Origin of the sequence: Pseudomonas sp. GZD-222 (assembly GCF_049310525.1) — a bacterium.
Classification (GTDB): Bacteria; Pseudomonadota; Gammaproteobacteria; order Pseudomonadales; family Pseudomonadaceae; genus Aquipseudomonas.
In genome coordinates, this window is the sequence record NZ_JBMOWO010000111.1 from 14,245 (window position 1) to 35,721 (window position 21,477).

Genomic DNA, 21,477 nt, shown 5'->3' on the forward strand with positions numbered 1-21,477 from the left:
CCTGATTCATTTGTGGCTGCCGGAGTTTGCAGGGTGGTGAGGCTGATCGCGGGTCTTGAGCAGTGACAACACCACGCCGCCACTGAGCAAGCCCATCGTCACGCTTAGTGACAGCAGTGCCGGCACTGCACCAATCAGGCCGTGATAGAAGATTTTGCCACCGATGAAGATCAGCACCAGGGCCAGGGCGTACTTGAGATAGACAAAGCGATGCATCAACGCTGCCAGGGCGAAATACAGGGCGCGCAAGCCAAGGATCGCGAAGATGTTCGAGGTGTAGACAATGAACGGGTCCTGGGTAATGGCGAAGATCGCCGGCACGCTGTCTACGGCAAACACCAGGTCGGCCAGTTCGATCAGCACCAGGGCCAGGAACAGCGGGGTGGCATACAGCACGGCCTTGCTCTGTCCGGCAGCCTTGAGCCGCACAAAGAAATGCGGGCCATGCAGGTCATCGGTGACGCGGACATGGCTGCGAACGAACTTGAGCACCGGGTTATTGGCCAGGTCCGGGTGCGTCTCCTCGCGGGAAAACAGCATTTTGATTCCGGTAATCAGCAGGAAGGCGCCAAAGACGTAGAGGATCCAGGCAAACTCCTGAACCAGTGCACTGCCCACGCCGATCATGATCGCGCGTAACACCACCACGCCGAGGATGCCCCAGAACAAAACCCGGTGCTGGTAGAGGCGAGGGATGGAGAAGTAGCTGAAGATCATGGCCATGACGAAGACGTTGTCCATGGACAACGACTGCTCGACCAGAAAACCCGTGTAGAACTCCAGGGCACGCTGCGCGCCCAGCTCCCACCAGACCCAGCCGCCAAACAGCACGCCGACACTGAAGTAGCTGGCGTACAGCAGCAGGCTTTCGCGCATTTCGATTTCATGCGCTTTGCGGTGCAACACACCCAGGTCCAGCACCAGCAAGGTGAGGACAATGCCAATGAATGCCAACCAGAACCAGGTACTGGTGCCCAGAACGTCGTTTTCGAGAAATGCCTGTAGAGCCGCCATGCGCCCCTCCTTGATTGTCGTCGTTGCCAACAAGCAACAGTGACTCCGACATGGCGGCTTGGCAGCCGTCAGAGGGGCCCGGCGTCACACAACAAAGCCTAGTCGCGATGAGGGTGCTCGCCCAGTCGAGGCTGTAACAAGGAATTGCGCAAGGTGTTCGACGGCTCAGTAGACCCAGACTTCAACCCGTCGATTGCGGATCCGGCCTTCTTCGGCAGTATTGGTTGCCACAGGCAGTTCGTCACCCAGGCCGATCACTTCGCGCAGGGTAACGCCCGCCTTGACCAGCTCCCGGCGCACCGCCATGGCGCGCAGGCGTGACAGCAGGGCAGCGCGCTCGAAATCATCCTTGGCATCGCCAAACCCTACCAGCACGGCACCTTGATTGAGCTTATTGTTCTGGCGCAGGAAGTCGACTACTCGCTGTACATCCCGCAACGCCTTGTTGTCGAGGTTGGCGTTACCTTCCTGAAAGCGAAAATTCACTGACAGGCGCTGGGCGTTGCGGGCCAGGGTCCGATACGTCGCCGGCATGTCTTCGGCGGGCGGCACCTTGGTGGCATGGATCTGCTGTCCGACAAAGCCGTTGCCAGTGACGATGGCCTGGCCCTTGGGGCTTTGGGCGAATTCCGCGAGGGCCCGGGCCCAAGGCGAGGAGCGGTTGGGCGGCAGGTAAAAGTACAGACGCCGTGACAACGGATAGTCCTCACTGGCCACAAGCGCGGGGCTCGGCCGCATAGGTCGGGACGCACCATCGGCAATGGCCAGCACTTTGGCGCCCTGCACTGACGCCAGGCTGCTGAAGCCTATGGCCTGGCGGTCAGCCAGTACTTCACGGGTCAGCTGTTCGCCGGACTCGAAGCGCCGGGCGTTGGTGGCCAGGGTCTGTCCTGTGGTGTCGAGTACCAGGGCCTTGAAGGTTTCGAATGTCCCTGAGCGGTCATCGCGGGCGTACAGATGGATGGGCCCTTTGCCCAGACCCAGTTCTTCCCAGGTGGTGATTCTGCCGGCAAAGACTTGCGCCAGTTGCGCAGTGCTCAGTTGGGGCAGCGGGTTGTCGGGGTGAACGATCACGGCAACGCCGTCCAGACCAATGATCTGTTCGGCGGCGGCGCTGTTGAGGTCGCCCAGTGCCTGTAGTTCGCTCAGTTCACTGACCTTGATTGGCCGTGACGCGGCGGCCAGGTCTGCCTGCCCGGCCTTGAGGGCAGCAAAGCCGGTGCTGGAACCATGGGCGGCGATGTCGATGCGCAGGGGCTGGCCATGGGCATCCTGGGCATGCACCTGGATTTCGTTGGCGACTGCAGTCGTCTCGAAGCGGATCTCACGGGCACCCTGAGCTTCGAGCATGCCTTTGACCAGCGCCGGCGCCAGCACCGCGCCAATCGTGTTCGAGCCTTGAATGCGCAACTGTGCCGACACTTCAGTGCTGGCATGAACAAGACAGGGGAGCAGGGAAAGCAGAAGCAGACCGAGGTGGCGGAACATGCCGGCAGGCACTCTTCAGGCAAAGGATGTGCCGCAGATTAAGACGGTTGAATGACCGAAAGATGACAGGATCCATTCGCGGGGCGCTACACGCCCCGCGAATAATAGGCGTTATTCCAGTTCCAGCCAGATCGGGGCATGGTCCGAAGGCTTTTCCATGGCGCGCAGGTCATAGTCGACACCCGCTGCCTTGATCCGTGGCAGCAAGTTCTGCGAGGCCATGATCAGGTCGATGCGCAGGCCGCGTTTCGGCTCGTCTTCGAAACCGCGGCTGCGGTAGTCGAACCAGCTGAAACGATCGGCGACTTCCGGGTGCAGGTGGCGGAAGCTGTCGACCAGGCCCCAGTTTTTCAGGCGTGCCATCCACTCGCGCTCTTCGGGCAGGAAACTGCATTTGCCGGTCTTGAGCCAGCGTTTGGCATTGTCGGCACCGATGCCAATGTCACAGTCCTCGGGGGAGATGTTCACGTCGCCCATCACCAGCAGTGGCTGATCATTTTTGAACTGTGTTTCCAGCAGGGTTTGCAGGTCACTGTAAAAGCGCTGCTTGGCCGGAAATTTAGTGGGGTGGTCGCGGCTTTCGCCCTGGGGAAAGTAGCCGTTCATGATGGTGATCGGTGTGCCATCGGCATCAGCGAAGGTGCCCCAGATAAAGCGGCGCTGGGCGTCTTCTTCATCGCTGGCAAAACCTTTGTGCAGGCTCAGCGGCGCCTGACGCGAGAGCAGGGCGACGCCGTAGTGACCTTTTTGGCCATGAAAATGTACGTGATAACCCAGGGCCTGGACGTCGGCCAATGGAAACTGCTCGTCGCTGACCTTGGTTTCCTGCAGGCCGATTACGTCAGGTTGGTGCTTTTCGATCAACGCCGCCAACTGATGGGGCCGGGCGCGCAGGCCATTGATGTTGAACGAGACGATCTTCATGGGAAACACAATCCTGATAAAACCAAGGATGCTAGCCGACATCGACGGCTGCGGCCAGCGTGGCGCGCTACTGCATAGGCTGCTAACGTGGTGCTCGGGGTGAACGTCGGCGCAACGTACACCTCGAAGGCAATGAATGCCCATTTGTGGAGGTTTGTCCGCATGACCGAATCAACTGCTGTCCCGGCTCAGGTCAGCCTGCTGGACGGGGGGTACAGCCGCGAGGCGCGCTCACTGTTGTATCACGCCTATCGTCATGAACCGACCTTTGCCTTCCTGTTCGAGGCCCAGCGGCCCGGTTATGACCAGCGCATTCGTGCCACGGTACGCGAGTTGGTCAAGCAGCATTTTCTCCAGGAGTTGCCTGCGTTGGGGCTGCTGGTCGACGATCGTCTGATCGGTATCGCCCTGATCGCACCGCCACAACGTCGCCTGGGCATCACTGAAAGCTGGGCCTGGCGCATGCGTATGGTCCTGAGTACCGGTTTCCGCTGCACCCGGCGCTACCTGGACTATCAGGCGGCGTTGATGGCCTGTCTGCCTGGGGATGCCGTGCATGTGTTGCCGTTACTGGGGATTCATCCGCAGTTCCAGGGTAAACATTATGGTGAGCAATTGTTGCAAGCTGTGCATGACTGGTGTGCCGAAGACGAGCACTCTCAAGGGGTGGTGCTGGATACCGGAAATGAACACTACCTGGCTTTTTATCAACGTCAGGGTTATCAGGAAATTGGCGAAATTGCTGTAGGACCTGTCCGCGAACACGTGTTCTTTCATCCCAATCCCCAGTCATCTGAACGTGCATCGGCCGTGCCTGCATAACAGGCGCGAGAGCCTCGGACTCCATGCTGGCGCCAAGCTCTGGTAGCATCCGCGCCTATGACGTATTCAGGACGATTCACCTGCGGTTTGATTCTATGGATTGCCAGCGTTGCCGCGTATGCGCAGAGCGAGCTGGTTGTACGGATCAAACCCGCCAATAACGAACTCAAGGCCAATGTCGAGGGCTATATCGGCAGCCTTGGTAAACGCGATGAAGAGGCGCTGCTGCGCTTCAGCCGTGGTGCTGTCGAGCAGGCGCGCAAAGCCTCACAGGCTCTGGGTTATTACCAGGCGCAGATCGACAGTGAGGTCAAACCTCCGGCCAATGCCGACAAAGCCCCGCAACTGATCCTCACCATCGACCCCGGCGAGCCGGTGCACCTGCGAGACGTGAATATCCGTATCGAAGGTCCGGCGAGCGAGCTCAAGGCGTTTCGCCTGCCCAGCAGCAAAGCCCTGCGTTCTGGCGAAGTGCTCAACCATGGCCATTATGACGACGCCAAGCGGCTGATTCAGAACCAGGCTGCGCGCTACGGTTTCTTCAGCGGGCGTTTCGTCCGCCAGCGCCTGGCGGTCGATCCCCAGGCGGGCGTTGCCGATATCGAGCTGATCTATGACAGTGGCCCGCGCTATCGCCTGGGCAAAGTCAGCTTTGCTGGCGACACGCCGTTCGACGAGACCCTGCTGCAGCGTATGGTGCCGTTCAAGGCCGATACCCCCTACGATTCCGAGTTGATTGCCGAGCTGAACAACGCCCTGCAATCGAGTGGCTACTTCGAAGGCGTACGAGTCGATGCCGCGCCGACTGCTGCGGTAGCGCAAAGCATTCCCGTCGCGGTGCAACTGAGCACCCGCAAACCTCGGACCATGGGCCTGGGCCTGGGTTTTTCGACGGACGTCGGACCGCGTGGCAAGGCCAACTGGACCCGTCACTGGGTCAACCCGCAAGGTCATAGCTACGGTTGGGAAACCGAGTTGTCAGCGCCACGCCAGAACGTCGGCTTGTGGTACGACATTCCCCTCGATCCGCCGTTGACCGACAAATTTCGCTTTGCCGGCGGCTACCAGAATGAAGAAATTGCCGGCACTGACACCTTGAGCAAACTGCTCACCGTCGGCCCGGAATGGCATAGCAAGCTGCCCAGCGGCTGGCAGCGGGTGCTGTCGCTCAAGTATCAGCGCGAAGAGTATCGCCTGGGTGATGACTCAGGCCTGAGTAACCTGTTGATGCCGGGCATCAGCTACTCCTATCTGCGCAGTGACAACCGTATCGACCCGCACAACGGCTATCGCCTGCAGTTCGATGTACAGGCGGCCAAGGAAGGGCTGGTGTCCGACACCAACCTGCTGCATGCCAACGTGGTACTCAAAGGCTTGACTACGCTGGGCCAGAAGCACCGCTTTCTCGGCCGCGTGCAGTTCGGTGGCAGCGCTACCAACAACTACCAGAGCACGATACCGCCATCGCTGCGTTTCTTTGCCGGTGGCGACCAGAGCGTACGGGGCTACGACTATCAGAGCCTGTCGCCGGAAAACTCCGATGGCGATCGAATCGGTGGTCGCTACCTGGTGGCCGGCAGCGCCGAATACCAGTACGAAGTGATGGAAAAGTGGCGCGTGGCGACCTTTGTCGATCAGGGTAATTCGTTCAACAATCTGGAGTTCCCCAGCCTCAAGACCGGTGTCGGTATCGGCGTGCGCTGGGTTTCTCCGGTCGGGCCGCTGCGTCTGGATCTGGCCCATGCGCTGGATGACGATGGCGGTTTCCGTCTGCACTTCTCCATGGGGCCGGAACTGTGAGTCGCGTTTTCAGAAATATCCTGCTCGGTGTGCTTGCACTGCTGCTGTTGGTGCTGCTTGCCGTGGGCCTGTTGCTGGGGACTCAAGCGGGCAGTCGCTGGGCACTGGGGGTGGTGCCGGGCTTGCAGCTGGAAAATTTTCAGGGACGCCTGGCAGGTCAGTGGCAGGCCGACCGCGTGCTGTGGGAGCAGGGCGCAGATCGGGTCGAGCTGGTCGCCCCGGTGTTCGCCTGGTCACCTCATTGTCTGTTGCGCATGACCCTGTGCATCGAGCGGTTGCAAGCCGAGCAGGTCAACTTGGCGTTCGCCCCGAGCGAGCCTTCGCCAGAGAGCGGGCCGCTACAGTTGCCCGCGCTGAAACTACCATTGGTGATCGAGCTGGGTGAGGTGCGCATTGGTCACCTGCGTCTGGATGGCAATGAGCAACTGAGCCAGTTGCAACTGACGGCGCACTGGACTGTCGCGGGTTTACAGGTCGATAAGCTGCAACTGCAGCGCGACGATTTGCACCTGAACCTGCAAGGCTTGATTCAACCAGAGGGTGACTGGCCGTTGCAGCTCAAGGGGCAGCTACAGCTACCCAAAGTTGATGGCCAGGACTGGCAGCTAGCCTTGCAGATTGACGGTGAGCTGCAGAAAACCCTGAAACTCACTGGCGATAGCAGCGGCTACCTGAACGCCCGGCTCAAGGGCGAGCTGCAGGCGCTGGCTGAGCAGTTGCCGGCTACGCTAAAGATCAGTGCACAGGCGTTCAAACCCGGTGCCGAGCTGCCTGATACCCTGCAACTGAACAATCTTGAACTCAGCGCCAAAGGCAACTTGCAAAGCGGCTACCAACTGCTCGGTTCAGCCAGCCTGCCAGCCGAACAGAACCCTGTTGCATTGAATTTGCAGGGCAAGGTCGATGCCAAGGGCGCGCAACTGAGCGCTCTGGATCTCACTGCCGGCGCCGACCAGCATCTCAAACTCACGGCCAAGGCCGACTGGCAACATGGCCTGAGCGCCGAAGCAACCATCGACTGGCTGGATTTCCCCTGGCTACATCTATATCCGCTGGAGCAAGCGCCTCAGGTGGCCTTGCGCCGTTTCAACGGCCAGGTGCAGTACCGTGATGGCACCTATCAGGGCGAGTTCAAGGGCGCCCTTGACGGGCCGGCAGGTGCATTCGAGCTGAGCAGTCCGTTCAACGGCGACTTGAAACAGATCACCCTGCCGCAGTTGGCACTCAATGCCGGACAAGGCAAGGCTGCCGGTAGTGTCAGTGTGCAGTTTGCCGATGCAGTGGCCTGGGATGCCGCCCTCGAGCTTTCGGCGCTGAACCCGGCTTACTGGCTCGCCGAGCTGCCCGGCACCTTGGCCGGCCCGCTGCGTAGCAAGGGCCAGATTAAAGACGGTGAGCTCAGTCTGGATGCAGCGCTTGACCTCAACGGGCGCTTGCGTGGACAGACCGCTGTGCTTAAAGCTGTCGCCCAGGGCGCAGGGCAAAACTGGACCCTCGGCACGCTGGATATCCGCCTGGGCGACAACCGGATCAATGGCAGCGGCAGCCTGCAGCAACGCCTGGCCGGTCAGCTCGATCTCAACCTGCCACGTCTTGGTCAGCTCTGGCCGCAGTTGCAGGGCCAGCTCAAGGGCAAGCTGGAAGTTGCAGGAACCTTGCAGGCCCCACAAGGCACTTTGACGCTGCAGGGGCAGCAACTGGCCCAGGCTGATAATCACCTGCAACGCCTGGCGCTGGACGCACGGCTGGACTCGGCCCAGCGTGCGCTGATCGACCTCCAGGCGGGCGGCATTCGTTTGGGTGATACCAACCTGGGGACGCTCAACGCCAAGGGTCGCGGTGACATTCGCCAGCAACAGCTGGAACTGGCACTGAATGGGCCGCAGCTCAAACTCGATCTGGCGCTGGATGGCCAACTGGACAAGGGTAACTGGCGCGGGCGACTCGCCAGTGGCCAGATCCAGGCCGGCGGCCAGGATTGGCAACTGCAGGCACCGGCCAAACTTCAACGCCTGGCCAGCGGACAACTGGATTTCGGCGCTCATTGTTGGCGCTCCGGGCAAGCCAGCCTGTGCGGTGACGACCAGCGCCTGGCCCCGGAACCGCGTCTGCGTTATCACCTGAAACAGTTCCCGTTGCAGAGCCTGGCACAGTGGCTGCCCAAAGACTTCGCCTGGCAGGGCCTGCTCAATGCCGACATCAATCTGGATGTGCCGGCCAGCGGTCCCAAAGGCACCATTGTCGTTGACGCCAGCGCAGGCACCCTGCGCCTGCGCGAGAAGGATCAATGGCTGGATTTCCCTTACCAGACCCTTCGCCTGCAAAGTACCCTGGCACCCCGCCGAATCGATACCCGTCTGGATTTCAAAGGCGAACGTCTGGGCGAATTGTCCCTGGTTACCCGGCTCGACCCGGTAGCCCGCAACAAGCCACTGAGCGGCGATTTCCGCCTGACCGGGCTGGATATTGCCATCGCACGCCCATTTGCGCCGATGGTCGAGCGTCTGGCCGGGCAATTGAACGGCAGCGGACAGTTGTCTGGCACCTTGCTGGCGCCTCAGGTCAATGGCAGTTTGAACCTGACCGGTGGTGAAGTCGCCGGTGCGGAGCTCCCTGTCAGCCTGCAAGACTTGAACCTGCAGGCACTGATCGCTGGCGAACAGGTGCAGCTCAATGGCGCCTGGAAAAGTGGTGAAGCCGGCCAGGGCAGTTTGCGTGGACGGATCGGCTGGGGGCAGGCTCTGGCGGTGGATCTGCAGTTGCAGGGGCAGCGTTTGCCGGTCACTGTCGAGCCCTATGCAAACCTGGAGGTGGCACCCGACCTCAAGATCAGCGTGGTTGAAGACAAGCTTGCAGTGTCGGGCAAGGTGCTGGTGCCCAAGGGCAAGATCACCGTACGTGAATTGCCGCCTTCGACGGTCAAGGTGTCTGATGACACGGTGATCGTCGGCCATCAGACCGAAGAGGGCAAGGCGCCAATGGCAGTGGCCATGGACATTGATGTCGAGGTGGGCAGTGACAAGCTCTCGTTCAGCGGCTTTGGCCTGACGGCCAATCTGCTGGGGCACGTGCACATCGGCGACAACCTCGACACCCGCGGTGAGCTGAGCCTGGCAGATGGCCGCTACCGCGCCTACGGCCAGCGCCTGACCATCCGCCGTGCACGCCTGCTGTTCGCCGGGCCGATCGATCAGCCTTATCTGGACATTGAAGCGATTCGCCAGACGGATGATGTGATCGCCGGCATCCGCTTGAGCGGCAGCGCCGAACAACCTACCACCCAGGTGTTTTCGGAACCCGCGATGAGCCAGGAACAGGCGCTGTCGTATCTGGTGTTGGGGCGGCCTTTGAGTACCACGGGTGAAGACAACAATATGCTGGCGCAAGCAGCATTGGGCCTGGGCCTGGCGACCAGTGCCGGGGTTACCGGCAGCTTGGCATCAAGCCTGGGCATCGACGACTTCCAGCTAGACACCCAAGGCAGTGGTACCACCACCAGTGTGGTGGCCAGCGGCAATCTCACCGAGCGCTTGAGCCTGCGCTACGGGGTAGGAGTGTTCGAACCGGTCAACACGGTTGCCTTGCGCTACAAGTTGAGCAAGAAGGTGTACCTGGAGGCCGCCAGTGGCCTGGCAAGCTCCCTGGATATTTTCTACAAGCGTGATTTCTGATGATTGCCCTCAGCGTACGGTCGCAGCTTCGATGAACTCGTTGCTGTCGTCCGTGTGCTTGGGGGGATCAGGCAGACGCTGGGGGCTGATCAGATTGGTGTACTCCTCGATCAAGCGGTTTAGGGCCTCGGGCGGATCGCAAGCCTGGAACTGCATGCGGATCTGTACTTCATCGGGATCCCGAGCGTCGCCGTTACGCTTGTTCTGGCCCCCCACTGTCACATAGAAGCGCTCACGTTTAAGGTTCTCACTGGCCTCAGCGGTTTCAGTGTTCTGGATTCTCACTGACAGGTCGACCTGCATACGCTCCAGCGCCAACCCCCTGGGCGATACCAGAGCAATCAGCGGGACCTGTATCTTGTGCTGTTCATCCATTGCCACTTCAACCATCTTGGCCCTCATCGGCGCGCCGAGTGCCTCGGCGTCATAGTCAAAGAATTGATCGAAGAGCTTGATGTATTGTTGGGCAATCAGATTATTGGTGGCGGCAGCAGCTTCTTGTAACCCACGGGTGATGTCACAAAGATCGCTGGCGGTAATGGGGGCATTTTTCGAGGAGAGATCATCCAAACGTTCGCACTCCTTGTGTCTCTAGCAAGAGGCCTCTCCAGTAGAAGAGGCCAAGTTCGTTAGCCGTCAGACAAAATCAATCGGGACTGTTTTTGTTTTCTACTTGCGAGTCGGGCAATTGCAGAGCTGAGGGCGGCAGTGCATCAACGTTTTCAACGGTTGCATCGCCCATCACCACAGGTTTGGTCGCTGCGTCAGTGAGAAAGTCGATCACGCGCATCAACGCCTCAGGTGGATCCTGACGGCGGATTTTGGTGTTGAAGGCATAGCGTGCGCGGGTGTCGGTTTTACGGGTCTGGCTGGACTTGTGACTGACCTGACCCCTGACGTTGAGTTTGAATGGTCCCCAACCCAGAGAGGCACCGAAGCTTGCCTCGCCGCCGGTTTCAGACATGCTCTCGGCTTGCTGGCTGATGGTCAGTTCAAACTCGATGTTGCCTTCTTCAATGACAATGTTGGGATGGGTAACCGCTGCCAGCAGCGGGATCTGCATCTTCTTGGAGACAGTACCCTTGTATACCCCTTGTTCATCGGTAATGGTTTCATCGTAGTCAAATTGAATAGCGACGGCCTTGCCGTCCTGGATACAGACGCCCATAAGAAAGTCGGCGTAGGATTTACTTGCCGTAACCTGAGCCTGAATCATCGCCTGCAAGGGGCCGGAGATCATTCGGTCCAGTGGCAGGGCGTTCATTACCGAGCCGATCAAGCTGTTATCTATTGTTGCCATGGGGTAATTCCTTGTGATGAATGCACATCATTGTGCGGGTATGGCGTTGGGTGCCGAGGCGAATGGTTCAAGTTGTGAAGCGTTAGTGCGGGTACGACTCCTGTCGGCGAATGTTGCCAATCTGACGCAGACTCAAACCGTACTTGTTGGCCAGCATGCTGCGTGACAGCCCTTCAGCACTTTCCTGCTGAATTTGTTGATTGCGTAGCTGGCGCAGGAAGTGGTCGACCTTGGGGATCTCCAGGGCCATACCGGCAAAGCGCTTGATCAAAGCATCCAGAGCGGGTGCGGGGAGCACCTGCGCCAACGCGGTGCGCTCGCGATGCTTGGGAATGTACTTGGGACGGCCACCGAAGGCGCAAGTCAGGTTGTAGGCGTTTTCGATGCCCAGGCACTCGATTAGCATCTGCAGCGAATGGGGAAGTTGATGAATGTCGATACGGTCGAGGTCGCGCAGTTCCATAGTGACTTCCTTGTAGGAGTTGACTTGACGCACTCATGTTTGAACATCCGGGCCAGTCGTAACAGGTCGCAAGCGCAGCAGGGTTAGTGGGCATCGGATATGTGCGTTGTAGGTAACGTGGGTCGCATGAATAGGAAAGCCATGATGGATAGGGCGCAACCCCTTGGTTCTGTGCTCCATGGCCAAGTTAAAGGGGGCATGGTCGGGCAACCCACGTTCATTGGCAGGGGCGAGTGAGCAGCAGACTAATCTGTCCGAGATAAGGGCCGGGCCGGTTCAGTGCATGCTCCGGCAGCGTGCGCCAATCAACCCAGATGCAGACGGCACTGAGGCTGCTGTGTGCCTGCTTGCCCACGGTTTGAGGCAAGAAATCCCGGCGATAAAGTACTTGGGTCTGTTTGAGCGCGGTTGTCTGTTCGGGTTGCGACAGTGTCAGCTTGACCGACTCGACGAGCTGGGTGGAATCAAGGCTGAAATAGGGGGTATTGGCGTGCTTGGCCAGATGCCCGGCCTGTCGCGTGCGCTGCCAGAGCTGTTGCCATTGGCTGCTGCCCGCATGTTGAGCCAACTGCTTGCCAAGTGCCTGATGTTGTTCAGAAGAGAGTGCTTCGGTCGGCAGTGCCTGGGCCTCAAACCCAATCAGCAACGTGATGCCGCTTAGAAATCGACCGAGGTGCATGGCGATATTCCTTTCGTCTGGGAAGTGTCCGGGACGCCATGGTTTCAGGGGAGAGGGTGGTTGCAGAAGAAGGAAATTATCCGCTCGCGGCAGAGGCGCGATGTATGATGCACACGGGCCGTTCCGGGCTCTTATTCCGATGTTGCAAGGAAATATCAATGACTCAAGGTCAACGCCTGAAATATTCCATTCTGATCTCCCTGCTGGTGCTGGGGATCATGCTCGGTCTGTCCTACCTGCAGAAACAGGGGACAATCAGTGAGCAAGTGTTCCAGTACATCGCAATCGGCGTCGCCGTTGCGGTGGTAGTGATCAACGGCATCATGCGCCGCAAGGTCAAGCCCTGACACGATCTGCGCGGCCGGCATTTGCCGGCCTTTCACTTAGCGTGGGCTGACGTGTTCCAGAATGCTGCGGGCCTCGGGGTTGAGGCTGTAGCACTTGTCGTTGCCCATGCTGATGACGCCTTCTACGCACAAGCGCTTGAGCACTTCACGAACGCTGAGGAACGACAGCGGAATATCCAGCTGTTCCAGCTGGCTGTGCACGCCGCGTACACCGATACTGCGCCCGTTCTTGTCGGCCGTATGCAAGGCGTCGATGACCTTGAGGCGGATCAGGCTGGTACGCAGCCCGAATGACCTGAGCAGTTCGCGAATATGCTCGTTGCCAGGGCGTTCGTTGTCGCTGCTTTCAACTTTTCCTGTCAAGGGTTGCCGAGCCTTTCGCACGGGTCTGAGGGCAATCCCTGCCTGCTGCTGGTTATACATGTGAACGCTCCCTTTTCATGGCCAGTCCAGATACCGTCTTTGTGATGCCTATACCTATAAGACGTATGAGCGTGGAAAAACTGCAGTACCTGACGAAAAAAATTATCGAGCCACCTAGGTAAAGACGTATCGGACCAGCGGTTTCCGTAAATTTTCTGGCTGCGCTTCGTTCTATCAGGATCATTCGTGCTGTGATCTGCGCAGGAGTCTCCGTGATCAATCCCCGTCCTTTGGCAAGCGTCTGTCTGGCCGGGCTGCTTGTCGGCCTCAGCTTTACGACCCACGCCCGCATTGCACCGGGTGATGCCAGTGCCGAAATCCGTCGCACCAGTTTTGGTGTGCCGCACATCCTGGCCGACAATGAACACGGTCTGGGGTACGGCATCGGTTATGCCTATGCCCAGGACAACCTGTGCCTGTTGGCCAACGAAGTGGTGACGGTAAACGCCGAGCGCTCTCGCTACTTCGGGCCTGATCAGGTGACGTTCGAACAGCGCAAAAACCTGGCGAGCGACCTGTTCTTCAGCTGGCTCAATACGCCTGCTGCAGTGTTCGGTTTCTGGCAAGCGCAGCCGGCTGAGGTGCGCGCGTTGCTCGAAGGCTATGCCAAGGGCTACAACCGCGCGTTGACCGAACGGGTAGCCCAGGGGCAGGGGGCGCAATGCCTGCAGGCGCAATGGTTGAGGCCGATCACCACCCTTGATCTGGTCAAACTGACCCGGCGCCTGCTGGTCGAGGGCGGGGTGGGGCAGTTTGCCGAAGCCCTGGCCGGCGCTACACCGCCCAATGGAGTGGCGCGTCTGGACATGGACATGCGTGTCGCCCAGGCACGGCAGGCGCATTTTGCCCTTGAACGGGGCAGTAATGCCGTGGCTGTGGGCAGCGAGCGCTCGGCCAGCGGTCATGGCATGTTGCTCGCTAACCCGCATTTCCCCTGGGCCGGCGGCATGCGTTTTTACCAGATGCAGCTAACCGTGCCCGGCAAGCTGGACGTCATGGGCGCCGCACTGCCGGGGCTGCCACTGATCAATATCGGCTTCAACCGTCACCTGGCCTGGACCCATACGGTGGATACCTCCAAGCACTTCACCCTGTACCGGCTTGAACTGGACCCCAAAGATCCGACTCGCTACTTGCTTGATGGCAAGTCGGTGCCTATGAGCCAACAGCGTCTTACCGTGACAATCAAAGACGAGGACGGCAAGCTCAAGCCCGTCAATCGCGATGTCTACAGTTCGGTGTTTGGCCCGGTAGTCCAGTGGCCCGGGCGGTTGGACTGGAACAGGCAATACGCCTTCAGCTTGCGCGATGCCAATCTGGACAACACGCGTGTACTACAGCAGTGGTACAGCATGAACCAGGCTGACAGCCTGAAGTCCTTGCAGGACTCGGTGCAGCACCTGCAGGGCATTCCCTGGGTCAACACCCTGGCTGTGGACGCCAAAGGGCAAACCTTGTACTTGAATCAATCGGTAGTGCCCTATGTGGACGCTGCCTTGTTGGCCCAGTGCAGCGATCCGGCAGCGGGACAGGAGATGATCGTCCTCGATGGTTCGCGCAGTACCTGTAATTGGAAGGTCGATCCGCGTGCCGCGCAACCCGGTATTTTCCCCACTCAGTTACAGCCGAGCTTGAGCCGTAGTGATTTTATCCAGCACTCCAACGACTCCGCCTGGATGGTCAACCCGGCGCAGCCATTGCGCGGATATTCGCCGTTGATCAGTCGCGAAGACCAACCGCTGGGGCCACGTAGCCGTTTTGCCCTGCAACGCCTTGGTCGCGATGGCAAGCTTACGGGGTCTGATCTGCAGCAGATGGTGATGGGCAACCAGGTCTACCTGGCCGAATTGCTGATGCCGGATATGTTGCAGTGGTGTGGCAAGCTACCGGCGGGCTCCCCCGTGACGGTGGTTTGCGGCAGCTTGAAAGCCTGGAATCTGCGCGCCGACCTGGACAGTGGCATCGGCTTGGTGCATTTCCAGAATATCCTGCAGCATTTGCTCGAACGCTCGGACATCTGGCGAGTAGCGTTCGATCCGGACGATCCCCAGCACACCCCGCGTGGGCTGGCCGTGGAGCGTGCGGAGGTGGCCGAAGCGCTGAATGAAGCTGCTCTGGCATCGCTGGCCAAGGTGAAAGAGGCCGGTCTGGCGGCAGATGTACGCTGGGGGCAGATCCAACAAGCCGCTGATGGCACGCCCATTCATGGCGGGCCTGCCAATCTGGGCGTCTACAACGCGATCCAGAGCGTGCCGACCGAGTCGGGCAAGCGCCTGGTGGTCAGTGGTACCAGCTATTTGCAGCTGGTGACCTTTGATGCCAAAGGGCCTCAGGCCTTGGGCGTACTGGCTTTTTCAGAGTCCAGCGAAGCGGATTCGCAACATGCCAGCGACCAGACCCGCGCCTTCTCGGCCAAGCAATGGCATGTACTGCCGTTCACCGAAGCGCAGATCAAGGCTGATCCTCAGTATCGCGTACAGGTGATTCGGGAGGCGGATTCGGCGGCGGTGGCCAAGGTCACGCCTTGATCCGTCGGCCTCATCGCGGGGCTAGCCCGCTCCCACTGTGGGGGTGCGCTAGCCTCGCGATCATTGCACCAGTTCGCGTAACAACAAGCCAAACTCCAGTTCGACCTGCTCGGGAATCGGCAGGTAGACCGTATGCCCGTCTCCCGGCGCGACCTCGATCGCTGCACCGTGACGATCGCGCAACTGGTGCAGATCGAAGTGATAGTTGCCACGCGGGGTCATCAACTCCAGATGATCGCTGAGGGCAAAGCGGTTCTTGACCCGCACTTCAGCCAGGCCATCAACGCGTTTGCCAGTCAGTTCGCCGACAAACTGCTGACGGTCAGACACTGAATTGCCGCGCTGATAGTTCTGATACTCGTCATGCACATGACGGCGCAGGAAGCCCTCGGTGTAGCCGCGTTGGGCTAGAGATTCGAGGTTGAGCATCAAGCTGCGATCAAACTCGCGGCCTGCCACGGCATCATCAATGGCCTGGCGATAGGCCTGGGTGGTGCGCGCGCAGTAGAAATGCGATTTGGTCCGGCCCTCGATCTTCAGCGAATGCACACCCATGCGGGTCAACCGTTCAACATGCTGTACGGCACGCAGGTCCTTGGCGTTCATGATGTAGGTGCCGTGTTCGTCCTCGAAGGCCGGCATGTCTTCGTCCGGGCGATTGCTTTCCTGCAGCAGGAACACCTGATCGGTGGGCGCGCCGATGCCCAGGGTCGGTTGTACTTCACGGACGATATCGCCGCTGGCATCTTCAGTCGCCGCCGTGGCGCTGTATTTCCAGCGGCATGCATTGGTGCAACTGCCCTGGTTGGCATCGCGGCGATTGAGGTAACCGGACAACAGGCAGCGCCCGGAATAGGCCATGCACAGCGCGCCATGGACAAAAACTTCCAGCTCCATCGCCGGCACCTGCTGGCGAATTTCCTCGATTTCTTCCAGCGACAGCTCGCGCGACAGGATTACCCGGGTAAGTCCTTGGCTACGCCAGAATTCGACGCTGGCCCAGTTCACCGTGTTGGCCTGTACCGACAGGTGAATGGGCATCTGCGGGAAGTGCTGACGGACCAGCATGATCAGACCGGGGTCAGACATGATCAGCGCATCCGGGGCCATTTCGATGACTGGCGCCAGGTCCTTGAGGAAGGTCTTGAGCTTGGCATTGTGCGGAGCAATGTTGACCACGACGTAGAAGCGTTTGCCCTGAGCCTGGGCTTCCTTGATACCCAGTGCCAGGTTGGCGTGGTCGAACTCGTTGTTGCGTACGCGCAGGCTGTAGCGCGGTTGCCCGGCATACACCGCGTCGGCGCCATAGGCGAAGGCGTAACGCATGTTCTTCAGGGTGCCGGCAGGGGCGAGCAATTCGGGTTTGGCAAGCGGGGTCATGATCGGGTCGCGGCAAAAGGCGCGGATGCTACGGGCAATGCCTGTTCGGGGCATTGATCTGGGTCAACGGCGATCTATCAAGGCTCGCGATTGTGTCAGGCGCGACGTGGGATTCCTTTTAAATAAAATCTAGTAAAAACAATAACTTGATATCAAATAACGATTATTGAGAAGGATTTCGAGCGGGCTCACGGGACACTTGTCTGGCCCGTAAAGTGCGCCTGAGTGAAAGGGGGCGGGCACACATTGTGTTATTTCATTGGGGTCTAATAAATGTCTGAACCCGTCAGATTGCACGCTTACCGCCAGACCAGTTGCAAGACCTGCAGTTTAGCGTCGCTGTGCCTACCTGGTTCAGTGAGTGAAGAAGAGATCGACACCTTCGATGACATGGTCAGGCACGGTCGTCCGCTGCAAAAGGACGACTTCCTGTATCGCCAGGGTGACAGTTTCAGTTCTATTTACTCGATTCGATCCGGCGCCTTGAAGTCCATTAGCCTGAGCGAAACCGGGGAAGAAAAAATCGTCGGTGTTCATCTGCCGGGTGAATTGATTGGTCTGTCTGGCATGGACGCCGACGCCTATCCGGTTACAGTTCAAGCGCTGGAAACCACCCATGTCTGTGAGCTCCCGTTCGGGCCCCTCGACGAGTTGTTGATAGGCCTGCCGCAGATCCGCCGACACCTGATGCGGGCGATGAGTCGCGAGATTCGCGATACACAGCAAATGACGCGGCTACTTTCGAAAAAGGCCGCTGATGCACGGGTGGTTACCTTTCTGGTCAACCTGGCGGCGCGCTTCCGCACGCTGGGGTACACGGCGAATCAGCTGCACTTGAGCATCTCGCGCAACGAAATCGGCAACTACCTGGGATTGGCCGGAGAAACCGTGTCCCGGGTGTTCACCCGTCTGCAACAGAACGGTCTGATTGAGCTCGAAGGCAAGGACGTTAGGATTCTCGACCCCGACCAGCTTTTTTTCCAGGCCGATGGATCGATGGCAGTGTTCAGTCCGCGTTAAGGAACATCAATGACTCTGATTTTGTCGCATGGACCCTGGTCCATCGCTATCGCCAAACCTGTCGATCCACGTGCGGATTTTCACACCCAGTACACCTTGAGTGAGGACAAGAAAGTGGACACCACCTACCGCTGGGACTGGGCAGGACAAAGCCTGGCTGGTGTCAGCAAGTGCACCTTCTCCTTCGCCAAGGTCGGCGTACAGCCGCCAATCGCCTGGAGCACTTCACGCGATCACAACGCCTGGTCTACCACGGCACAGGCAAGCAGCTCGGCCGATGCGGGCTACATGCACATCGAATTGAATGCCAGGTACTGCTGGGGAAGCGACTTGATCGCCGGGCGAGCAATGGAAAACTGGCATGCTCTGATCAAGGTAGATGCTGTCGATACTGCTTCAGAAGGTAATTGTTCTGTGTGAACGGCACTTTTGCCTATGCGCCGCGCACTAACGTTGTGAGCGGTAGTGGAGCGCATATGAACGAAACAATCCTGCAGAACAGAGCCCTGCATTTGTTTTTGGCCCTGGTCACCATCGCCTTTATCTGGATCCTGCTACCGTTCTACGGCGCGGTGTTCTGGGCCGTAATCCTTGGCATCCTCTTCGCGCCGCTGCAGCGGCGCTTGTTGCTGCGCCTGGACTGGCGGCGCAACCTGGCCGCTGGTCTGACCTTGCTGGTTTGCCTGGTAATTGCAATCCTGCCAGTGATCATCATCAGCACCTTGCTGGTGCAGGAAGGTGCTGCGCTGTACAAAAGTATCGAGAGCGGCGAACTGGATCTGGCCGGTTACATCGAACGCTTCAAGGACATTCTCCCGGCATTTGCGCAGACCAGCCTGGAGCGAATGGGCATGGGCGACCTGGCCGGCTTGCGTGACAAAATCACCAAGGGTGCCCTGCAAGGCAGCCAGTTCTTCGCCACTCAGGCGTTCAGCTTTGGCCAGGGCACCTTCGATTTTCTGGTCAGTTTTGCCGTGATGCTTTACCTGCTGTTCTTCTTTTTGCGTGATGGTGCCGAGCTGGCACGTAAAGTTCGCGCGGCAGTACCGTTGGCCGAGCAGCAAAAACGCCGGCTGCAACTGAAGTTCAACCGGGTGGTGCGCGCCACGGTCAAGGGCAACCTGCTGGTGGCGGTGACTCAGGGAGCCCTCGGCGGCATCATCTTCTGGATTCTGGATATCCCCAGCGCGTTGGTCTGGGGTGTGCTGATGGCCTTTCTTTCGCTGCTGCCAGCCGTGGGGGCAGGGATCGTCTGGGCACCGGTGGCAATTTACTTCATTGCCACCGGTGCGTTCTGGCAAGGTGCGGTGCTGGCGGCTTTCGGGGTGTTCGTGATCGGCCTGGTGGACAATGTGCTGCGCCCGATCCTGGTGGGCAAGGACACCAAAATGCCCGATTACCTGATCCTGGTATCCACTCTGGGTGGTCTGGCGGTTTTCGGCCTCAATGGTTTTGTCATCGGTCCTTTGATCGCCGCACTGTTCATGTCCAGCTGGGCGATCTTCGTTGCGACCAAGCCGCAGGTGCAATTGCCCAGTTAGCGGAAGCTATAGGAAACGCCCGCGTACACCCCGAATCCTTCACCTGGGGTCGAACGGGCAATGTCTTTGCCGTTGTCGTTGTAACCCGGCGTGACCGTGGCGGCATAACGCTTGTTGGTCAGATTGCGCAGGTCAATCCAGGTCTGCCAGTCCTGCTTCGGCGAGTTGTAGCCCAGGGTGGCACCGAGCAGGGCGTAGGCATCTGCCGGGTAACTGTTGGCGTAATCGACCTGTACCTTGGAGGCCATCTGCGTATTGATCCCGGCATACAAACCGCTCGGCAGGTCGAAGCGCAGCTCGGCCTGGTAGTAATGCATAGGGATTCCGGGCAGGCGGTTGTCACCGAAGACATCGTCGTCGCGGTAGTGGAAGTCACTGAAGGTATAGGCCTGGCGCAGGGACAGCTTGCCGACGTCGCCGCGCTCCCAGAGCAGGCTGTCCAGCCCGGCTTCGATGCCCTGGTGCACGGTTGGACTGGCGTTGAACTCCTTGGCGGGCAGGCCTTGCACGATTTCCACGGCCAGCAGCTCATGGCGCACGTCCGAGTAGTACCAGGCCAGGTCCCAGCGACCGACGGAAGAATCGCCGCGTGCACCCAGCTCCAGGGTGGTGGCGGTCTGGTTCTGCATTTCGATAGGCTGGGTGGCGCTGGTCGAACTCCAGATCAGCGACCACGGGTGCGGTGGCTCCACCGAGCGGCTCAGGTTGCCGTAGACCTGCAACTGAGGGTTGATGTCGTAGCGCAGACCCAGGCGCGGAGCGTAGTCCCAGTCGTGCTGGCTGACCTTGCCGCCATCGGCGGGAAAACTCACGTCGCTTTCGCGGCGGGTATAAATCATCGCCAGGCCGCTGGTCAGCCACAGGTCTGGCAGCAGCTCGAGATCGTTGCCGAGGTGGACCACAGTGTCCGAGCCTTGATAGCTGAAGTCTCGGCTCCGGGCGCCGGTGATGTCGTCTTTGCGGGCAAACTGTGAAGCACCGCTGTTGGGCAGGTGCTTAGTGGTGCGCCAGCCCACGGTCGTCTTGCTTTCGTGCCCGAACAGGGTATCTCGACGGAAATAATTCAGCGTCCCGCTGACGTCGGTATAGGCGACTTTGAGGCGCATCGGGCCTTCGCGCAGGTCCATCGGGTAGTCGTGGTAGACCAGCCCGGTTTCCAGGCGGGAGTCGTCGTCCAGATAGAACGTGGTCTTGTTGCCCAGCCAGGTGCTGCCCGGTTGCGGGCGGCTGTCATCACGGGCCAGATACGCCGGGTTGGCCTCACGTGGGTGGTGCTTGATCTGATCCTTGGTCAGGCGCCCGGCCAGGTCATTCTCGGTTTCCCGGTAGCGCAGGTAGAAGCGGGTTTCCAGGCTCGGGCTGAAGCGATAGCCGACATTGGCGGCGATGCCCTTGCTGCTGCCGCTGCTGTGCTCCTGGTAGCCATCGTACTCAGAGTCGGTCAGAGCCACATAGTAGTCCAGATCCGCCAACACCTGGCCGGAGCTGATCTGGCGCTTGGCATAGCCGCGGCTGCCCAGCTCATAGCGTACCTGCAAGGGGGCGGCATCATGGCCGGTGTGGGTGATGTAATCGATGGCGCCGCCCAGCGCCAGGGCGCCGCGGTCGAAGCCGTTGGCACCACGCAGGACTTCGGCACGGCTCAGCCATAACGGTTCGAACAGCTCATAAGGCGTGCCGCCCGGGCCGGTCAGGGGCAGGCCGTCAAACATCGTGTAGACGCCAGAGCCGTGGCTGCCGGGGGCACGGTTGATGCCTGAGCCGCGAATCGAAAGCTTGATGCCATCGTTGCCGGCAGACTGGGCAAACACGCCCGGTTGGTAGGCGAGCACGTCCTGGTTACTGGCAACCCGGCCTTGCTCCACACGCTGCATGTCAATCAGGTTGCTTGCCCCTGGTACCTGATGCAAACGCTCTTCGGCGACTTCCATTTCACTCTGCTGGCGGTCTTCGATGAGGATCTTCCCCAGCTCCAGCGGCTCAGTTGCCTGTGCCTGGCTCGCTGCTACGAAAAGCCCCAGCAGGCCAAGGGGTGAGGGGAAGGGCAAGGCGGGGCGCATCGTACTACTCCAACGAT

At 59.6% G+C, this 21,477-nt stretch carries 18 protein-coding genes; 8 read left to right on the plus strand and 10 right to left on the minus strand.

Annotation, left to right across the window (positions count from 1 at the left end; translation table 11 throughout):
• Window positions 1-6: 6 nt before the first annotated feature.
• The 3 genes from ACO6VD_RS20675 to xthA form a co-directional block, all read right to left on the minus strand.
• Window positions 7-1,014, minus strand: coding sequence for a TerC family protein (locus ACO6VD_RS20675; RefSeq protein WP_422421732.1), 1,008 nt, complete (start codon window positions 1,012-1,014; stop codon window positions 7-9).
• Window positions 1,015-1,179: 165 nt separating this feature from the next.
• Window positions 1,180-2,502, minus strand: a complete 1,323-nt coding sequence (locus tag ACO6VD_RS20680) for a substrate-binding domain-containing protein (RefSeq protein WP_422421734.1) — start codon at window positions 2,500-2,502, stop codon at window positions 1,180-1,182.
• Window positions 2,503-2,613: 111 nt separating this feature from the next.
• The gene (xthA, locus tag ACO6VD_RS20685; protein ID WP_422421736.1) at window positions 2,614-3,426 is read right to left on the minus strand and encodes an exodeoxyribonuclease III; all 813 of its coding nucleotides are present in this window, start codon (window positions 3,424-3,426) and stop codon (window positions 2,614-2,616) included.
• A gap of 162 nt (window positions 3,427-3,588) precedes the next feature.
• Here xthA and ACO6VD_RS20690 point away from each other — a divergent pair, with 162 nt between their 5' ends.
• The 3 genes from ACO6VD_RS20690 to ACO6VD_RS20700 are packed head-to-tail and all read left to right on the plus strand — an operon-like array spanning window position 3,589 to window position 9,719.
• Window positions 3,589-4,248: a GNAT family N-acetyltransferase gene (locus ACO6VD_RS20690; RefSeq protein WP_422421738.1), complete on the plus strand. Its 660-nt coding sequence runs from the start codon at window positions 3,589-3,591 to the stop codon at window positions 4,246-4,248.
• 57 nt (window positions 4,249-4,305) lie between these two features.
• Window positions 4,306-6,048: an autotransporter assembly complex protein TamA gene (locus ACO6VD_RS20695; protein WP_422421740.1), complete on the plus strand. Its 1,743-nt coding sequence runs from the start codon at window positions 4,306-4,308 to the stop codon at window positions 6,046-6,048.
• Complete coding sequence (locus tag ACO6VD_RS20700; protein ID WP_422421741.1) at window positions 6,045-9,719, plus strand: translocation/assembly module TamB domain-containing protein; 3,675 nt, start codon at window positions 6,045-6,047, stop codon at window positions 9,717-9,719. The genes ACO6VD_RS20695 and ACO6VD_RS20700 overlap by 4 nt, the downstream gene beginning before the upstream one ends.
• 9 nt (window positions 9,720-9,728) lie before the next feature.
• Here the strand turns inward: ACO6VD_RS20700 and ACO6VD_RS20705 are convergent, their stop codons facing one another.
• The 4 genes from ACO6VD_RS20705 to ACO6VD_RS20720 all read right to left on the minus strand — a co-directional run bounded on the left by ACO6VD_RS20705 (window position 9,729) and on the right by ACO6VD_RS20720 (window position 12,161).
• A complete protein-coding gene (locus ACO6VD_RS20705) occupies window positions 9,729-10,259 on the minus strand; it encodes a DUF2589 domain-containing protein (protein WP_422421779.1) in 531 nt (176 codons plus the stop codon).
• 106 nt (window positions 10,260-10,365) lie between these two features.
• Window positions 10,366-11,019, minus strand: a complete 654-nt coding sequence (locus tag ACO6VD_RS20710) for a DUF2589 domain-containing protein (RefSeq protein WP_422421743.1) — start codon at window positions 11,017-11,019, stop codon at window positions 10,366-10,368.
• 82 nt (window positions 11,020-11,101) lie between these two features.
• Complete coding sequence (locus ACO6VD_RS20715) at window positions 11,102-11,482, minus strand: Mor transcription activator family protein (RefSeq protein WP_400170005.1); 381 nt, start codon at window positions 11,480-11,482, stop codon at window positions 11,102-11,104.
• A gap of 217 nt (window positions 11,483-11,699) precedes the next feature.
• A complete protein-coding gene (locus ACO6VD_RS20720; protein WP_422421745.1) occupies window positions 11,700-12,161 on the minus strand; it encodes a hypothetical protein in 462 nt (153 codons plus the stop codon).
• A gap of 158 nt (window positions 12,162-12,319) precedes the next feature.
• Here ACO6VD_RS20720 and ACO6VD_RS20725 point away from each other — a divergent pair, with 158 nt between their 5' ends.
• Complete coding sequence (locus ACO6VD_RS20725) at window positions 12,320-12,508, plus strand: hypothetical protein (RefSeq protein WP_422421746.1); 189 nt, start codon at window positions 12,320-12,322, stop codon at window positions 12,506-12,508.
• Between the two features lie 36 nt (window positions 12,509-12,544).
• Here the strand turns inward: ACO6VD_RS20725 and ACO6VD_RS20730 are convergent, their stop codons facing one another.
• Complete coding sequence (locus ACO6VD_RS20730; RefSeq protein WP_422421748.1) at window positions 12,545-12,931, minus strand: fe2+ zn2+ uptake regulation protein; 387 nt, start codon at window positions 12,929-12,931, stop codon at window positions 12,545-12,547.
• Window positions 12,932-13,143: 212 nt separating this feature from the next.
• Here ACO6VD_RS20730 and ACO6VD_RS20735 point away from each other — a divergent pair, with 212 nt between their 5' ends.
• Window positions 13,144-15,459 carry an acylase gene (locus tag ACO6VD_RS20735; RefSeq protein ID WP_422421750.1) on the plus strand — a complete coding sequence of 772 codons (2,316 nt, stop codon included), beginning with the start codon at window positions 13,144-13,146 and terminating at the stop codon, window positions 15,457-15,459.
• A gap of 60 nt (window positions 15,460-15,519) precedes the next feature.
• Here ACO6VD_RS20735 and yegQ read toward each other — a convergent pair whose 3' ends face one another.
• Window positions 15,520-16,839 carry a tRNA 5-hydroxyuridine modification protein YegQ gene (yegQ, locus tag ACO6VD_RS20740; protein WP_422421781.1) on the minus strand — a complete coding sequence of 440 codons (1,320 nt, stop codon included), beginning with the start codon at window positions 16,837-16,839 and terminating at the stop codon, window positions 15,520-15,522.
• Between the two features lie 273 nt (window positions 16,840-17,112).
• Between yegQ and fnr the strand changes: the two genes are divergently transcribed.
• The 3 genes from fnr to ACO6VD_RS20755 are packed head-to-tail and all read left to right on the plus strand — an operon-like array spanning window position 17,113 to window position 19,400.
• A complete protein-coding gene (gene fnr / locus ACO6VD_RS20745; RefSeq protein ID WP_422421751.1) occupies window positions 17,113-17,859 on the plus strand; it encodes a fumarate/nitrate reduction transcriptional regulator Fnr in 747 nt (248 codons plus the stop codon).
• Between the two features lie 9 nt (window positions 17,860-17,868).
• The gene (locus ACO6VD_RS20750; protein ID WP_422421753.1) at window positions 17,869-18,279 is read left to right on the plus strand and encodes a hypothetical protein; all 411 of its coding nucleotides are present in this window, start codon (window positions 17,869-17,871) and stop codon (window positions 18,277-18,279) included.
• A gap of 56 nt (window positions 18,280-18,335) precedes the next feature.
• Complete coding sequence (locus ACO6VD_RS20755) at window positions 18,336-19,400, plus strand: AI-2E family transporter (protein ID WP_422421755.1); 1,065 nt, start codon at window positions 18,336-18,338, stop codon at window positions 19,398-19,400.
• Here ACO6VD_RS20755 and ACO6VD_RS20760 read toward each other — a convergent pair.
• On the minus strand, window positions 19,397-21,460 hold the full coding sequence (locus tag ACO6VD_RS20760) for a TonB-dependent receptor family protein (protein WP_422421757.1): 2,064 nt from the start codon (window positions 21,458-21,460) through the stop codon (window positions 19,397-19,399). The two genes, ACO6VD_RS20755 and ACO6VD_RS20760, sit on opposite strands and share 4 nt — an antisense overlap.
• Window positions 21,461-21,477 lie beyond the last annotated feature (17 nt).

Coding starts and splice junctions, on each gene's coding strand:
- ACO6VD_RS20760 (WP_422421757.1), bottom strand. CDS start 21,460: ATGCGCCCCGCCTTGCCCTTCCCCTCACCCCTTGGCCTGCTGGGGCTT.
- ACO6VD_RS20755 (WP_422421755.1), top strand. CDS start 18,336: ATGAACGAAACAATCCTGCAGAACAGAGCCCTGCATTTGTTTTTGGCC.
- ACO6VD_RS20725 (WP_422421746.1), top strand. CDS start 12,320: ATGACTCAAGGTCAACGCCTGAAATATTCCATTCTGATCTCCCTGCTG.
- ACO6VD_RS20720 (WP_422421745.1), bottom strand. CDS start 12,161: ATGCACCTCGGTCGATTTCTAAGCGGCATCACGTTGCTGATTGGGTTT.
- ACO6VD_RS20675 (WP_422421732.1), bottom strand. CDS start 1,014: ATGGCGGCTCTACAGGCATTTCTCGAAAACGACGTTCTGGGCACCAGT.
- ACO6VD_RS20690 (WP_422421738.1), top strand. CDS start 3,589: ATGACCGAATCAACTGCTGTCCCGGCTCAGGTCAGCCTGCTGGACGGG.
- fnr (WP_422421751.1), top strand. CDS start 17,113: ATGTCTGAACCCGTCAGATTGCACGCTTACCGCCAGACCAGTTGCAAG.
- yegQ (WP_422421781.1), bottom strand. CDS start 16,839: ATGACCCCGCTTGCCAAACCCGAATTGCTCGCCCCTGCCGGCACCCTG.
- xthA (WP_422421736.1), bottom strand. CDS start 3,426: ATGAAGATCGTCTCGTTCAACATCAATGGCCTGCGCGCCCGGCCCCAT.
- ACO6VD_RS20730 (WP_422421748.1), bottom strand. CDS start 12,931: ATGTATAACCAGCAGCAGGCAGGGATTGCCCTCAGACCCGTGCGAAAG.
- ACO6VD_RS20680 (WP_422421734.1), bottom strand. CDS start 2,502: ATGTTCCGCCACCTCGGTCTGCTTCTGCTTTCCCTGCTCCCCTGTCTT.
- ACO6VD_RS20695 (WP_422421740.1), top strand. CDS start 4,306: ATGACGTATTCAGGACGATTCACCTGCGGTTTGATTCTATGGATTGCC.
- ACO6VD_RS20715 (WP_400170005.1), bottom strand. CDS start 11,482: ATGGAACTGCGCGACCTCGACCGTATCGACATTCATCAACTTCCCCAT.
- ACO6VD_RS20750 (WP_422421753.1), top strand. CDS start 17,869: ATGACTCTGATTTTGTCGCATGGACCCTGGTCCATCGCTATCGCCAAA.
- ACO6VD_RS20710 (WP_422421743.1), bottom strand. CDS start 11,019: ATGGCAACAATAGATAACAGCTTGATCGGCTCGGTAATGAACGCCCTG.